Below are 15,159 nucleotides of genomic sequence, written 5' to 3' on the forward strand. Positions count from 1 at the left end.
TCTGCCGGAGCATTTCCGAGCTCCCTTTGTCGATCCGCTGACGGCGACAGGGCCAGCCGTTCTGAAAATCTTCGATCATCCCGACATCTATGCCGGGCAAACGCTACCGATCATCGGGGAAGTTCTATCACCGGCCGAGATGATCGAGACCTTCCAGCGCGTCACGGGCCGGAAGGCTGTGTATGCATCCGCCTACACCCCTGATGAGCTGGTTCGTCATTTTCCGGAGTTCCGGGAAAATCCCGAGCTCGTTCGAGAAAACATCGGCATGGCGGAATACGCGGTCGAATACGGATATTTCCGGAAAGACCGGGATCTCTCGTGGAGCAGGCGGATCAATCCCTCCAGTCTCACCTGGGAGCAGTTCCTGATCAAGACCGGTTGGGACGGCGAAAAAAGGGCTTTTGGCCTCAGCTAGTAAACTTCGGTCGGCACGCACGCGTCCGGAAAAGGAGCTGCTCGAAGGATTGATCAAGCCCGTTTTCGCGCTCCTTGAACCCGACGGCACGAAGCAACTGGAAACCGCTTGAATATGAACTATTGGCGCGGCATCCAAGCTACCACGTCAGCTTGGCAGAAAACTTCTATCATCGCATGTAACGATACCAGCCTTTTCTTCGAAATGGGGTATGTCGGATGAAAAATTCGGCGCGCGAAGAAGAATGGGCGGCCTGGATGCGATCCGCAATCGCGGGCGACGGACGCGCCTACCACAGACTGCTAACAGCGATCACGCCCCATCTGCGTATGATCGCTCGTAAGCGCTGCGAACAGTTCGGTGCGCCAGCGAGTGAGGCCGAGGACGTGGTTCAGGAAGTATTGCTAGCTATCCATCCCAAGCGGGGCACTTGGGATCCATCCCGGCCACTGGGTCCGTGGATGGCTGCGCTCGTGCGCAACAAGTTGATCGACAGCCTGCGACGGAGAGGCAAGCAAGCCGCCGTTCCCCTCGAAGACGTGATCGCGATCCTCGAAAGTGACGACGGAGTAGGGGTCGCTGACCGGATGGACATTGAACAGATATTGGGCCGGTTGAAGGACCCTCAGCGAACAATTGTCCAATCGATTTCGATCGAAGGTTCCAGCGTTCGCGAGACGGCCGAGCGCCTGAAGATGACGGAAGTGGCTGTGCGCGTGTCGCTCCACCGGGCGCTTAGGGCGCTTTCGGCTCTCTACTCGGAGCCACTGAAATGAAGACGAGTAACCTCATAGAAGTGCTCGCACAGGACGCGCCGGTAAGGTCTAGCCTCAGTCATATGCTCCAGCAGGCGACCATCGCGGCCGCTCTGATCGTTGCGGTCACCTTCTTCTCCGCGGTCGGCTTCCGGCCGGATATCGAGACCGCAATGGACACCGGTCGCTTCCTGTTCAAGTTCGTGATCACTATCGCTCTTGCGGTAACCGGTAGCCTTGTCATGTATCGTATTGGGAGGCCGGGTGTCCCGTTGTTGGGGTGGGCCTGGGCTTTGCTAGTGCCATGGGCATTGGCTGCTGGCGCGGCAGTATTCGAGCTCTCGGTCACGCCCCCTGAAATCTGGATGTCGCTCATGATCGGACATAATTCGCGGTTCTGTCTGACAATCATTCCTTCCTTGTCGGCCGGGCCTCTTGCATGTTTTCTTGTGGCCCTTAGGCACGGAGTGCCGGCTCGGCCGGGAATTGCGGGAGCCGCGGCTGGCCTAGCGTCAGCCGGAATCGCGGCGACATTCTATGCCGCAAATTGCAACGACGACAGCCCGCTCTTCGTCCTCCTCTGGTATCCGATCGCCATATCCGTTGTTACAGGAATTGGCGCTCTGGCCGGCCACAAACTATTGCGGTTGTAGATCTTTGAGTTGGTGCTTCAGTTTCGCGACTAGCTGTGTCCCTACGGAATCTCCTATGCGTTTTGTTGGACCCTCAAGCTACAAGAGGACCTATGGACGGCTATGGGCGTGGGAGTAATTAGCAGGACACCCGGCCGACCTAGACCACGCTACAGCAGGAACAGGCAGGTTTTGTGCAGGATCCGGCACCTGGGCGCGACTGATACTGGCACTTCCAAGGCAATGAACACACGGAGTCGCGTGAGATACATTTTCGAAAGCTCGCAATTATACGACGAATTTTTAAGCACAAACAGGAGATCTACATGACGCCCGAAGAATTCCGACAGAGAGGTCATGAAATCATTGACTGGCTCGCGGACTATCATGCGAAGATATCTGACTATCCGGTCCAACCTGCGACACAGCCGGGTGATGTCAAAGCGATGCTTCCTGCCGTACCGCCGGTAGAAGCTGAGGGTTTTGACCAGATCATCGCTGATCTCGACAAGGTCGTTCTCCCGAATATTTCGCATTGGCAACACCCAAGGTTCTTTGGCTACTTCCCCTCTAACTCCCTTGGCTCGGGTATTCTGGGCGATCTGGTGAGCAGTGGCCTCGGGGTGCTAGGTTTATCCTGGCAGTCATCGCCCGCAGTAACCGAGATCGAGGAAGTTACGGTCGACTGGTTCAGGCAAATGGTTGGCCTATCGTCGGCGTGGTTTGGCGTTATCAACGACACGGCATCAACGAGCACTTTGGTCGCTTTGCTGTGCGCGCGGGAGAAAACGACAAGATTTTCTCTTGCCGGACGCGGCCTGCAGGCTGAAAACCGGCCACTCACAATCTACACGTCGGCGAGCGCCCACTCGTCGGTGGAAAAAGCGGCACTGCTGGCGGGATTCGGTCGTGAGAATGTCCGCATGGTTGATATCGACTCCAATTTCGCGATGCATCCTGCGGCGCTCGAGCATGCCATCGTCGCGGATATCCACTCCGGATCCACTCCCTGTGCGATCGTCGCGGCCGTCGGTGGGACCGCTACCGTGTCCATCGATCCGCTATCCAGCATCGCTGACATCGCACGCAGACACGGCTTGTGGCTCCATGTCGATGCAGCCATGGCCGGAAACGCGATGATCCTGCCGGAATTGCGTTGGATGTGGGACGGTATCGAGGACGCAGACAGCGTGGTTATAAACGCGCACAAGTGGCTGGGAGTGCCTTTTGATTGCTCGCTCTATTTCGTCCGAGACGAGCCTCATCTGCTTCGGGTGATGTCTGCCGATCCGAGCTTCCTTCAATCGAGGGCTGACGAAAAGGTTCGTAACCTGCGCAACGCCGGTATTCCCCTGGGACGAAGGTTCAGAGCTTTGAAACTGTGGTTCGCCATACGCGAACAGGGCGTATCCGGGTTGCAAGCCAGGTTGCGGCGAGACATTGGCTTGGCTCAGGATCTTCGATCGAAAGTGGAAGCCGCCCCTGATTGGCAGGTCATCGCACCCGTCGTTCTGCAGACCGTCTGTATTGTTTATCGGCCGAAGTCTGTGCGGCCCGACCGTCTCGATGATTTCACTCGCGCCTGGGCGCATGCGGTCAATACCTCGGGCCAAGCCTATATCACGCCGGCAACGGCGGCAGGGCATTGGATGGTCCGCGTCTCGATCGGTACAATAGCAACGGCAGCGAGCGATATAGAAATGGTCTGGCGGGCAATACAGGAAGCGGCTGCCTCGCTCGTCCCGGAATTTTCGTGAACGGCCGGAGAGGTGGTTGGCGGGACCCTCGGGACGAATGAGCCTTTGACGGATGATGACTTCAACGAGGTTAGCCAACCTACTGCCGTGTGACCGTCGCCGCAGCCTCTTTCCCGATGGTCGCAGATTACCTCCGCGAGGTTCTTCGTGTTCAGCTGCGGCCGCGATCGGGATCGGAAACTCACTGATCAAAGCTACGCTTGATACGGCGAGAAGAATGAGGTGCAGACGTCTGGTCCTCGATACCATGCCCGCTATGACCTCCGCGATCGCGGCCTATGAGGCACTGGGCTTCCAGAGGATCGATCCGTACTGGAATAACATTCTGCCCGTTATTTATTACGGCAAGACACTTTGAACTCTTAGAAACATAAGGAGATTTTAGATGTTTCATATCAACGCTGAAGCAATTGAATCGGTCAACCAGCTCTCTGAAATGTGGGGCAAACTCGTCGCGGACGTAAACGGTGCCGTGACCGACGATGAAGGGCTTGCGGTGCGATGGGCCGATGCAAAGTTTGCCTTCCACAATGCGCTTGTTGTGACTGCTCCAGTGGAGACCGAGGAGCAATTGAGACGGCTTCTTTTGCGGTCGTCAGAGTTCATGGATGGCCGTGCGCAACCAGGTTGCCTTTGGCTTTTTGATGACTTGGTTTCGCCGAACCTCAGAGCTGAGATCGGCTCGTTGGCGCGTGAGAGCGGATTGATCAGTTCGTTCACGTGTTGGGGAATGGCAGGCGATCTGATAACCCAAGATGAACCCAGCCACCCTTCGTTGCGGTTTGAGCGGGTAACCAGCGCGCAGCATCTTGACGCATATGCCAGCCTGAATGCCAGGGCATACGGCTTATCCGAAGAGGATGCGATGTCAACGTTTCGCGGGTCGCGCCTCTGGCGCGAAGAGATATTCGCTTTCGTTGCTTACGAGGGCTCAAATCCTGTTGCTTGCGCAGGCGCCTGTGTGGTGGACGGGCGATTATTTCTGGTCTTGGTTGCCACAGAAGCAAAGCGCCGCCGGCTCGGCTTTGGAGAAGCTGTCACACGCAAGGCCTTATACGAGGCAAGCCAGTCAACCGGCATCAAACGCGTCTGCCTTCAAGCAACAGCAGACGGGAAGCCGGTTTACGAACGGATAGGCCTGCGCTCGAATTCGTCGCTTCAGCTTTTCTCTCGACATTCGGCTTAAGATCAAGTCTTGGCCGTGATGGTATAGCCGGTGGAACTAATCTGGCGTCCACCGGCCCCCAGCTCCGTTTTGGCTCTGGATCTCACCCAACCTGGCTAAAGAGCGACAGCAACGCGGTCTCTGAATCTGAAGAGTGCGCATAAGTTTTACCTGCGGATGTATAATTCCCGCCGGTACTACTTGTTACATCTCCGGCACACCAAGCGACATCGCACTGGCAATATCGCGTCAGTGGAAACAGCTTGGAGCAATGAAAATGTCGTTTGGACTTTGGCGGTTCCGTGAAGCCAAACGGGCACTAACGATCTTCTGCGAGGACAATAACCTCGATTTAGATGATGACGTCGCCATCAGGGCGGCGCAACAGCTGCTGCAGGTCGCGTAAGAGCGCTCGGGCACCTCCGAGCAACTTCTTCGTCATTTGCAGGAGTACACCGAAATCGGATCAAAACGCGAACTCTAGCGTGCTCTTTCATTCCCCTTGGTTTGGGGTCAGGGCAAGAGCAGTCCGAAATCGATGGGATGGAAGGCTCCCGCTCCGCCGGTGCTAAGATGGCATCGTGTGTGGAAGGCTCCCGCGTTGAGGGAAAATGGCTTCGTTATGCAGCGCTTCTCGAGTGCAGTCGTGTGTCCGGCCTTTGATGCAGCCCTTCTTTCGACTGCTGGCCTTGAAGGGTTCCGCCAGGATCGTGCCCCCAATCGATTAGACGGACTTTGATGTCCGCTACGCTAAACGGGTTCGGCCGATCCATCGGGATCGAGTTGCTGCCTTCACTTACCTCTTTCGCCTCAAACTTCGAACGGCCTCAGCTATTTGCGGGCTGAACCGCCCTCAGATCGTTGATTTCCTCATATTCGCCACCTCGCGTCATGATCGACCACGCGATGCGCGCCATCTTGTTGGCAAGAGCAACGGCTGCGACCTTTGGCGGGCGACGTCTCAACAAACCACTGATCCATCCTGTGCCACTCCCTCCGTCGCGACGAATGTAGCGTAAAACAGAGGTTGCGCCGAGCACCAATAATTGCCGGATATATGGATTTCCTTGCTTGCTGATGTGGCCAAGCCGCGCCTTGCCTCCGGAGGAGTTCTGCCGCGGCACCAAGCCAAGCCAGGCGGCAAAATGTCTCCCTGACTTGAAAGCCTGCGGATCGGGGACAATCGACGACAGGGCCGACGCTGTGACAAACCCCACTCCAGGTATGGTTTCCAGTCGGTTCGATAGGTCATTTTGGTAATGCCAGGAGATAAGCTTCTTTTCGATTGCCTGAAGGCGTTGCGCCAGGTCGCAAACTAACTTCGCCAGCGCCTCAAGGACGAACCGAGCAAGCTCCGGCAGATCTGATCGCTCACCTTGAGCAAGCTCGCGGACAACGCGTGCCATCTGACTAATTCCGACACCAATCGAAATGCCAAGCTCGGCTAGATGGGCACGGATGGAGTGCAGAAGCATCGTGCGTTGCTTGATGAGCAGAGCTCTTGAACGGTGCAACATCGCCGCTGACTGCTGCTCTACGGACTTCACCGGCACGAAACGCATTGTCGGTCGCGTCACTGCTTCACAGATCGCCTCAGCGTCGGCGGCGTCATTTTTCTGCCTTTTGACGTAAGGCTTCACATAGGCTGGCGGCATCAGCCGCACGTCGTGCCCGAGAGCCGAAAGCTCGCGGGCCCAATAATGAGCCGTTCCGCAAGCCTCGATGCCGATGAGGCAGGGTGGCACCTGCGCGAAGAATTTCAGCATCTGTTGGCGCCGCAACTGTCGCCGTACCACTACATTGCCGCCGTTATCAATCGCATGAACTTGAAACACCGACTTCGCTATATCGATGCCAACAGTAGAGATCTCTTCCATTCGAACGCTCCCGGTTTGTCCATCCTAACCGATGCCATCTTAGCACCGGCGGAGCGGGAGCCTTCCATCCCATCGATTTCGAACTGCTCTTCTGTGGTTGCCGTCCGTTGCGCAAGTAGTTTCTGACCTTTTTTGAGGTGTGATCGAGTGCGGTCTTCTGTCAGGCCTTTCTTTGCGGCACTTTCAGAGGCCGCTGGCCGGTATGGTGATCTGCGGACCCGGCCCAAATCTTGTTCCCGAGCTCGTGGCTCCAAGAGCAGTACTGGTTTTCCCGATCCAGATCGTTTCGATCATGCGCCCATTCGGGTCATCGACTTCTCACACCTCCTAGCCGGTCCTGGTTATCCGTAGCGGTTCCGTGTCACGCCATAATTGCCAGAGCCGGGTCTCTATAATCTTCCTGCTTCGTCAGCATGGCCCATATATTCCGCGCCATTTTGTTCGCCAGGGCGATAGCCACCAGCATCTTCGGCTTCTTCGCGAGCATCCGTGAAAGCCACGATCCGTGCACTGGCGGTTTGCGACCCGCCCAACTTACGCAGGTCATCGCACCGATGATCAGAAGTCTGCGAATGTCGGCCTGTCCGGCCTTCGATACCCGGCCGAGTCGTTCCTTTCCGCTCGACGAAAATTGTCGGGGAACGAGACCAAGCCAGGCTGCGAAATCTCGGCCGCACCGGAAATTCTCCATCGATGGCGCGAAGGCTTCTACCGCCAGTGCGACCAGCGGATCCACGCCAGGCATCGTTTGAAGTCGATGCGCGATTCCGCTCTGCCGAGACAGGTCCACGAGCTTCTTGGCCTTCTCCTTGATCCGGGTTGTCTTCTCGTCTATCTGAGCCAGAAGATCACGGCACTCCTCCCGCACGAGTTCGGGCAGGTCGATCTCAGCCCTCTCAACGATCGCTTTAATGCGCTGGATGTGAGCAATGCCCTGTGGAATGGCCTGGCCATATTCATAGAGAACAGCACGTAAAGCGTTCACCAATTCCGTTCGCTGCCGGACAATCCGCTCGCGCGCCCGGAACAGAACCGCCCGAGCTTGCTGATCCGCATTTTTGGGCGGGACGAAACGCATCTCGGGCTGACAGGCCGCGATGACGATTGCTTCAGCATCGGCGGCGTCGTTCTTCTGGCGCTTCACGAAAGGGCGGACATATTGCGGAGCGATCAGCCTGACCTCGTGCCCCACTTTGACCAATTCACGGGCCCAGTAATGGGCGCTACCGCAGGCTTCCATAATCACAATCGCTGGCGGCTGTTCCGATAGGAAGCGGAGAAACTGTCCTCGTGACAGTTTCTTTCGATACCGTACTTCGCCCGCCATCGTTGCTGCGTGCAGCACGAAAACATTCTTTGCCAGATCCACCCCGATCAACGTGTCTTTCATTTTGCCGTCTTCTCCGTCCTGTGGGCTACAACCACATCATCTTGGCATATTGCAATGCCGTGAGGGGAGGACGGCAACCACCCCATCTTGTTCTGGCCCCTCTTCGGCCGGAGAAACCCTGGGGAAGATCCAATCCTTCACGACAGCGTCTGAGCGCTTCCAGGCTATCAGATTCCACATGGATCCAGAAAGGCATCTGAAGTATGGCCAGCTGAAGCTGGCTGATCTGCGATGGCGTCCGATGCTTCTTCAGCATCGGAAACAATTGGCATTGGCAACGGCCAGGGCAGGGGTCTAATCTGATGTCCGATATTCTCGTCGGCGATGCGCAACGCTTTTAGCGACCAGTTTTTGACAGAAACGAGACGTGGTGGGCGCATGCGTTCCCATAAGATCCTCTTCATAATCGGAAGTTGAATTTTGTTAAGAAATGCGCGAGTATAACGCGATTAGCCTGGGATGGGGCGGAGTGGGATATGTCATGCGCCCCGTGACATTTTCGTTCGATAGCATATTTCGAGTCGACTGCTTGAGCGTCCGCCAGTCCGGCGTCGCAAAGGTTGGCAATGCACCGATTTTCAGATTGATATCTTCTAACATTTGCCGCGGCGGTCGAAGCATAGCAATAGCAGTATTCTGCATGCGCAATTCGGTGGGAGACTAAATACGCCCAGTCAATTTGGGTGTCTGTCTGGAGGGCATTCTCGATGAGAGTCTACGAGGCGATCGTGAAGGCGCTGGAGGGAGTGGGGGTCGGCGCCGCCTTTGGTGGAGCGGGCGAAAATGCCGCCGGTCTGATGCTTGCCCTCAAACATTCCTCAATCCGCCCCGTCATTACTCGCCACGAACAAGCGGCCTCATTCATGGCTTGCGGCTATGCCATGCATTCGGATCAGTTGGGCTTCTGCTTCGCGACGGCGGGACCGGGCGCGTTCAATCTGTTTTCCGGATTGGCTGTCGCCATGTCGGATTCTTATCCGGTATTGGCCGTTTCCGGCTATGCTTCCCTTGACTGGAAGGGAAAGGGGGCGTTGAACGAAACCTCCGGCACCAGTCGCACTCCAGATTCCCAGGCGATGTTTGCCGCCACCACGAAGAAGTCATTTCTGCTGACGGATGCGGCCAAGACCTGCGACGTCGTCGAGGAGGCAGTCAATCTGGCCTTCGACGGCCGCCCTGGCCCGGTTCACATCCATGTCCCGGAGAACCTGACGCATCATGGCGTTTCCGTTGACAATTTTCGCCCTATCGATCTCCGGCGACGTCCGGTGACGCCGGAGTCCAAGCGGGTTACCGAAGTTGCCCAGCTTCTGGCGGACGCCGTTGCCAAGGACAAGAAGATATTGGCGCTGATCGGCTTCGGCGCTGTTCGCAGTGGCGCGGGGCCGGAGCTGAGGGAGCTTCTGGAGCGCTATCAGATTCCGTTCGCGACGACGCTCGATGGAAAAGGCATCATCTCGGAGCGTCATCCTCTCTCGGTTGGCGTGTTCTGCGACAGTGGCCACAGCGCCGCCTGGAAAGCTTTCCTGCAGGCCGATGTCATCCTTGCGGTGGGGAACTCCTTCGCGCAGCACGCCACCTTCAATTTTCGCGATGATCTTCTGGCTGGCAAGACGCTCATCCACATCAACATCGATATCGGCGAGATCGACAAGGTCTACAAGGCCGACGCCGCCATCATCGGCGATGCAAAACTTGCGGTTGCGGCGCTCAACAAGGAGATATCGCCCAAGGCCGCGGCTGTTGCAGCAAGACCCGCCGAGGGGCGCGATTACGACGCGGAGCGGATCGTCCATCTCCTGGATGAAATCCACCCCGGACAGCTTGCGCAATCCCTGTCCAAGCGTTTGCCAAAGAATGCCATCGTCCTTGCAGACGCCGGCGCGCATCTCGCCTGGCTCGGCTACTATCTGGAGCTGTCACCGGGACAGTTTTTCCGAAAGCCTGGCGGATTCGGACCGATGGCGGGGCATGTCAACGGCGCGCTTGGCGCCAAATGCGCCAATCCCGACCGTCCGGTTATCGTCGGTTGCGGCGATGGATGTTATCTGCTGTCGGGCTTCGAGCTTCTGACCGCCGTTCAGTACGATATTCCTGTCATCTGGATTATTTTCAACGACGGCGAGTTCAAGCTCATCAAGCTTTATCAACTCGAAGCCTATGCGGAATCGGCCCTCGTCGAATTCGGCAATCCCGATTACGTTGCCTATGCCAGGGCTTGCGGCGCGCAGGGATACAGAGTCGAGACAATCGATGAATTCGAAAGCGCCTTCGACGAGGCGCTGGCGCTGGGCAAGCCGGCAATCATCGATGCCCACATCACCAGGCTCGCGCTGCCGCATTACAGCCCATCACCGAAAGGGCTTCTTTCCGGCATCGCAAAGATGGTCGAGGATCGGGTTTTGCCGGGTCACAGTGGGCAATAGCCATTTTGGTCGTTGGCGAGACAAGCCGAAATAAGCAGGCGTTTCCTGGTCGCATAGCGGACGGCGACGGGAAACGGGGGAACGTCCGCCTCTTTTGTATCCCATGCAGTCCATCGATGCGATGCGCCGAGGGCCATTGTTAGATGCGTTCACGGAGGGCGAGCGGTAATGGCGTGGAGTGAATCCTATCAAGGAGATGTCGAGGCCGAGCGCCTCCTGTTCGAGCGCCTCGCTCAGGATATGATGCGCGTGCAGTATAAGACGCGCGCCTATGCCAAGGCCGCCGACATTCAGCGCGCCTTTCACAGCAAGGCCGTTTTTGCGGCGATAGATGCTAAACTGACCTTCATAGACGACTTGCCCGATGATCTCAGAGTGGGTTTTGCCGGGCCTGGCAAGAGCTATTCCGCGATACTGCGCCTGTCCAATGCCAGCGGCTACGGTCAACCGGACTATAAGCCCGATCTGCGCGGGCTGGCGGTGCGGATCAATGTCTCGGACCAGGAGCAGCACGATCTGCTGGCGACCAACTTTCCGGTTTCACATGCCCGCGATGCCAAGCAATTCGTTGCTTTCGCCAAGGCGACGGCGGGAGGAGGCTTAAGTCGGCTCCTGGGTGTGATCGGCCTTGCCTTCACCTTCGGACCCTCGGAAACCCTGCGGATGATCCGCAACGTCACGGCCGGCCGCAACCGCAAAGTCCGCAGCCTGGCGCTCGAGACCTTCTGGAGCCGCGGCGCGATCTGTTGGGGCGACAAGCTGGCCGTGCGCTATCTATTCCGTCCCGCACCGAATGCGCCACATGCTCCCGATCCGTCCAAGACCGATCCTGGCTATCTCTCAACCGAACTCGCCCGGCGGCTGGAGGTCGGAGACATCCATTACGAACTCTGTCTCCAGCTTTTCGCCGATCCGAAGTCAACGCCAATCGAAGACACGTCCGTCGAATGGACGGAGACCGCTTCGCCTCCGATCAAGCTGGCAGATCTCAAGGTCAGCAAACCGACGACCGGAGACGCCGAAGCCATTGCCAATGCGCGCCTTGTCGACGAACTGGCTTTCAACCCCTGGAACACGACCGACGCCTTCAGGCCGCTCGGCAATCTCAACCGGGCACGCAAGGTGGTCTACGATGCCAGTGCTGCCTATCGCCACAGTTTCCGCTGGACAAGCCCGGTGCCCTTTCGCAACCGGCTGGCAGGAAGTATAGTGCGCCGTGCTTTTCTGGTCATCAATCGCTACATCGCCTGGCATCGGCTGTCGCTACGGCTGAGCCTGCTCAATCTCGATGCTTTCCGCTATGTCCTGCGTGAAAAGAACCTGATCGGAACCGATCCCGTCGAAGCGCCGCCCGTCGCGCGCCCGACGCCGCCGCCGGCGATTGCCGAAGGCGAGCGGCAAATGCGGACCTATGACGGCACTTTCAATGATCTGTCGGCGCCGCAGATGGGCGCAGTCGGCTCGACTTTTGGCCGCAACCTAGCACCGGTTTTCGCGCCCGAATTGTTCGACACGCCCAATCCGGTGGTGGTCGCGCAGCAACTGATGCATCGCGATACATTCATTCCGGCGCGCTCGCTCAACATCCTCGCCGCCGCCTGGATCCAGTTTCAGGTCCATGATTGGGTCAACCATGCCCGCCATCCACTCGGGAAAAAAGACGTGGTCGTTGGCCTTCCAGCCGGCATGAAATGGACCAGCGAGGTCGGCGGCCAGCCGGAAGACGTGATGCGAATTGCCGGAAACATGGAGATCGCCGGCTATGCCGGCAAGCCGCCCATCTATTTCGGCAACGCCGCCTCCCATTGGTGGGATGGATCCGAGGTCTACGGCCCTGACAGCGAGAAGGCGAAGCTGTTGCGCGAGGGACCAAAGATCCGTCTCGTCAATGGGCATCTGCCGGTCGACGTTCATGGCTTCGAGGTTACCGGTTTCAACGAGAGCTGGTGGCTCGGCCTAAGTGCGATGCACACCCTGTTTGCGCGCGAACATAATCTGCTGTGTGACGAATTGCGCCGCCAATATGGCAATTGGGACGATGAGCGCGTTTATCAGACGGCGAGGCTGATCGTCTCGGCACTGATTGCCAAGATCCATACGGTCGAATGGACGCCGGCGATCCTTGCCACAAAGGCGATCGAAGTCGGCCTCTCCAGCAATTGGAACGGTCCGCCCGCCAATGACTGGCTGACAAGGGCAGGCTTGTGGCTGATAGACCAACATGCGTCCACCGGCATTCCGAAGACGATGCCGGATCACCACGGCACGCCCTATTCGCTGACGGAGGATTTTGTCACCGTCTACCGCATGCACCCGCTGCTGCCTGATGATTATTGCTTCTACGACCACAAGACGGGCGGCAAGATCGCTGACAAGAGCTTCATGGATATCCAAGGCCCAGGCGCCGACGACATCATGCGGCAATACGGCCTTCGCAACACGCTCTATTCCTTTGGCACTGCCCATCCCGGCGCGATCACGCTGCACAACTTCCCTCGTGCATTGCAGGCTTTCACGCGCGACAACGAGATTATCGATCTTTCCGTTATTGACCTCGTGCGCACACGGCACCGTGGCGTGCCGCGCTACAATGATTTCAGGGCCGGCCTGCACCGGCCACGGATCAAGAACTGGGAGGAATTGTCGACCAATCCGGAAGATGTGCGGCTGATCAAGGAAATCTACGGCGATATCGACCGTGTCGACACGGTGGTCGGCCTATTTGCGGAGCCTCCACCGACCGGTTTCGGCTTCAGCGACACCGCATTCCGCATCTTCATCCTCATGGCTTCGCGCCGGCTGCAAAGCGACCGTTTCCTGACGGTGGATTTCCGCCCGGAAGTCTATTCGCCCTTCGGGATCGACTGGATCGCCAATAATGGCATGACGAGCCTGATCCTGCGCCACTGTCCTGACCTCGCCTCGATGGTGCCGCGCAATGCCAGTGCCTTTGTGCCCTGGCGGCCGATCCTTCCAGGCGGTGAAAAGCAGGATCTGGAAAGGAAGGCATCATGACCAACATTTCCGGAGCAGATGGTTCTTCGCCAGCAAACGCCGCCGCGTCGGAGACTTCGACCGGCAATCGTGGTCTCGACGCGCTTTTCCGCCGGCCGCTCATCGAGGCGATATGGCGCCGTCGCACCCATCGCGTCAGCCAGGGAAGCTCGGTGCTCGCCGGCACCATGAGCTATCAATCGGATCAGCCGCGCGAGCCTCTTTCGGAACTCGAGGAGGCGGTGCTGATCGCCATTACCGGTTCGACCGGGCTTACCATGCCGGACCGGCCCTTCGAGGACCCCGCCACGCATCAGCCGATCATGGCCAAGCCGAACCTCACCATGGAAGGCCGCACCGCCGGCAGCCCCGACAATGCCCAGGGCACGCATTTCTTCATGATCAACGACAGCGGCACCTATTTCATCCGGAAATTGCCGCCACCGCCGGACGGTGAAAAAGCGCTGACGCCGGAGAGATTGATCGCCCGGGCGGCGGAGGCGAAGGTGCGCATTCTCGATCACCGCCTCGATGTTCCGGACGGCAAGCGTGCCTTTCCGGCCTATCTGGATTCCAATCGTTTCCTGTCGAACCAGCCAGGCACGACGATCTTCCTGCCGGTCGTCGACCTTTCCCGGCAATATATCAATGGCATGATGTATCTTCTGACCCAACCGGACGGTGCCCGGCCGGCCATCGTCGACGACCGCAACTTCTATCGGCTCGCGGGTGTGAAGCGCTGGGTGGACAAGGGCTTTCTGAATAAGGATATCAAGATACCGCTCGGCGTCATCGGTTCGTTGCGCACGCAGATCGAAGCTGATCTTCTTCTGCAAAATATATTCCTGACTGCCGATGCCATGGGGCTTGGCGCCTGGATCCATGCTTCCATCAGCCCGCCTGTGCTTGTCGGCGACCCGAAATTCCTGAAGACCTATGGTGCGATGCTGGGCTTCGACGTCGTTACGCCGCGCTGGCGCTTGATGGACATCCTGCGATGGCAGATTCCTTTGCCGCGTTATTCCAATCTGCGTAGCAACCCGATCGGACTGCGCTACAAGGGCGAGCACCTGATCAAGGGCATGTCGCCACCCTATTACGACAGCATGGCCGATGCCGTTGCTTTCGTCATCGAGGAGAAGTTCGGCAAGCGCGGCCTTTTCAACGACCAGGCCTTGTTTGCCGAAATCTACAAGGACGATTATGGCAGGCGTTATCTGGCGGAAGCGGCCGTCTACAACGACGACGTCGTCAACTGCGCACGCGACATCTGCACCTACATTTACGAGACGCATGGGCGGTTTCCGGCGCATTGCGACGCGATCCATGTGCCTGGCGTCTGGCTCCAGGCGCATCATGTCGAACTTGGCTACTACGACCGATACTTCAAAAACGGGCTGACGGACGCTCATCGCTCTCATCATCAAGACTGGCAATAGAGCACAGCGTGCTCTCATGTTTTGCTTGATGATGTGAAATATCCGGTAGTGTAGAAGTTCTTCGAAATGAAAATGGCAGTTCACATCGCGCTGCATTTCTGAGAATGGGGTGAAAATATGTGATCGAGCGATGCGTGATACCGGCCGCAACTGCATATTTGGCTCTGATCCTCATGAAGATATTGTCAGCGCCCATAATTCGTTTCTGAGTATTCCGCTTTACTGATCCGATGGTGGTTTCAGTTTCTGGTAGTGCACAAAAGACAATCGGCGGACCTAACGCCGGCAATCGAGTGAAAGGTACGG

12 protein-coding genes are annotated in these 15,159 nt (G+C 57.6%); 10 read left to right on the forward strand and 2 right to left on the reverse strand.

All coding sequences use genetic code 11. The features are described from left to right. The 7 genes from FP026_RS29660 to FP026_RS30815 form a co-directional block, all read left to right on the forward strand. The coding region (locus tag FP026_RS29660) for an NmrA family NAD(P)-binding protein (RefSeq protein ID WP_188112718.1) at positions 1-418 on the forward strand (418 nt) is incomplete at its 5' end. Positions 419-636: 218 nt separating this feature from the next. Next, on the forward strand, positions 637-1,194 hold the full coding sequence (locus tag FP026_RS29665) for a sigma-70 family RNA polymerase sigma factor (RefSeq protein WP_149638124.1): 558 nt from the start codon (positions 637-639) through the stop codon (positions 1,192-1,194). After that, positions 1,191-1,826 (forward strand): NrsF family protein, encoded by a 636-nt coding sequence (locus tag FP026_RS29670; RefSeq protein WP_149638125.1) that lies wholly within the window; start codon positions 1,191-1,193, stop codon positions 1,824-1,826. The genes FP026_RS29665 and FP026_RS29670 overlap by 4 nt, the downstream gene beginning before the upstream one ends. 305 nt (positions 1,827-2,131) lie before the next feature. Then, a complete protein-coding gene (locus FP026_RS29675) occupies positions 2,132-3,562 on the forward strand; it encodes a pyridoxal phosphate-dependent decarboxylase family protein (RefSeq protein ID WP_149638126.1) in 1,431 nt (476 codons plus the stop codon). Between the two features lie 55 nt (positions 3,563-3,617). Further along, complete coding sequence (locus FP026_RS30810; protein WP_281408631.1) at positions 3,618-3,920, forward strand: GNAT family N-acetyltransferase; 303 nt, start codon at positions 3,618-3,620, stop codon at positions 3,918-3,920. Between the two features lie 27 nt (positions 3,921-3,947). After that, positions 3,948-4,748 (forward strand): GNAT family N-acetyltransferase, encoded by an 801-nt coding sequence (locus FP026_RS29685; RefSeq protein WP_149638128.1) that lies wholly within the window; start codon positions 3,948-3,950, stop codon positions 4,746-4,748. Positions 4,749-5,004: 256 nt separating this feature from the next. Further along, positions 5,005-5,133: a hypothetical protein gene (locus FP026_RS30815; RefSeq protein WP_281408629.1), complete on the forward strand. Its 129-nt coding sequence runs from the start codon at positions 5,005-5,007 to the stop codon at positions 5,131-5,133. Between the two features lie 421 nt (positions 5,134-5,554). Here the strand turns inward: FP026_RS30815 and FP026_RS29690 are convergent, their stop codons facing one another. Then, positions 5,555-6,604 (reverse strand): IS110 family transposase, encoded by a 1,050-nt coding sequence (locus tag FP026_RS29690; RefSeq protein WP_149638129.1) that lies wholly within the window; start codon positions 6,602-6,604, stop codon positions 5,555-5,557. A 361-nt stretch (positions 6,605-6,965) separates the two neighbouring features. Then, on the reverse strand, positions 6,966-7,994 hold the full coding sequence (locus FP026_RS29695; RefSeq protein ID WP_149638130.1) for an IS110 family transposase: 1,029 nt from the start codon (positions 7,992-7,994) through the stop codon (positions 6,966-6,968). A 707-nt stretch (positions 7,995-8,701) separates the two neighbouring features. On the opposite strand from FP026_RS29695, the gene FP026_RS29700 reads away from it, so the two are divergent. The 3 genes from FP026_RS29700 (at position 8,702) to FP026_RS29710 (ending at position 14,853) form a co-directional block, all read left to right on the forward strand. Beyond that, positions 8,702-10,420: a thiamine pyrophosphate-binding protein gene (locus tag FP026_RS29700; RefSeq protein WP_149638131.1), complete on the forward strand. Its 1,719-nt coding sequence runs from the start codon at positions 8,702-8,704 to the stop codon at positions 10,418-10,420. 168 nt (positions 10,421-10,588) lie between these two features. Then, positions 10,589-13,435: a peroxidase family protein gene (locus FP026_RS29705; RefSeq protein ID WP_149638132.1), complete on the forward strand. Its 2,847-nt coding sequence runs from the start codon at positions 10,589-10,591 to the stop codon at positions 13,433-13,435. Further along, a complete protein-coding gene (locus FP026_RS29710; RefSeq protein WP_149638133.1) occupies positions 13,432-14,853 on the forward strand; it encodes a hypothetical protein in 1,422 nt (473 codons plus the stop codon). Before FP026_RS29705 ends, FP026_RS29710 begins: the two co-directional genes overlap by 4 nt. The last annotated feature ends 306 nt before the right edge of the window (positions 14,854-15,159 follow it).

This window comes from Martinezella tropici (genome assembly GCF_008370325.1).
In the GTDB taxonomy this organism is placed as follows: domain Bacteria; phylum Pseudomonadota; class Alphaproteobacteria; order Rhizobiales; family Rhizobiaceae; genus Rhizobium; species Rhizobium tropici_B.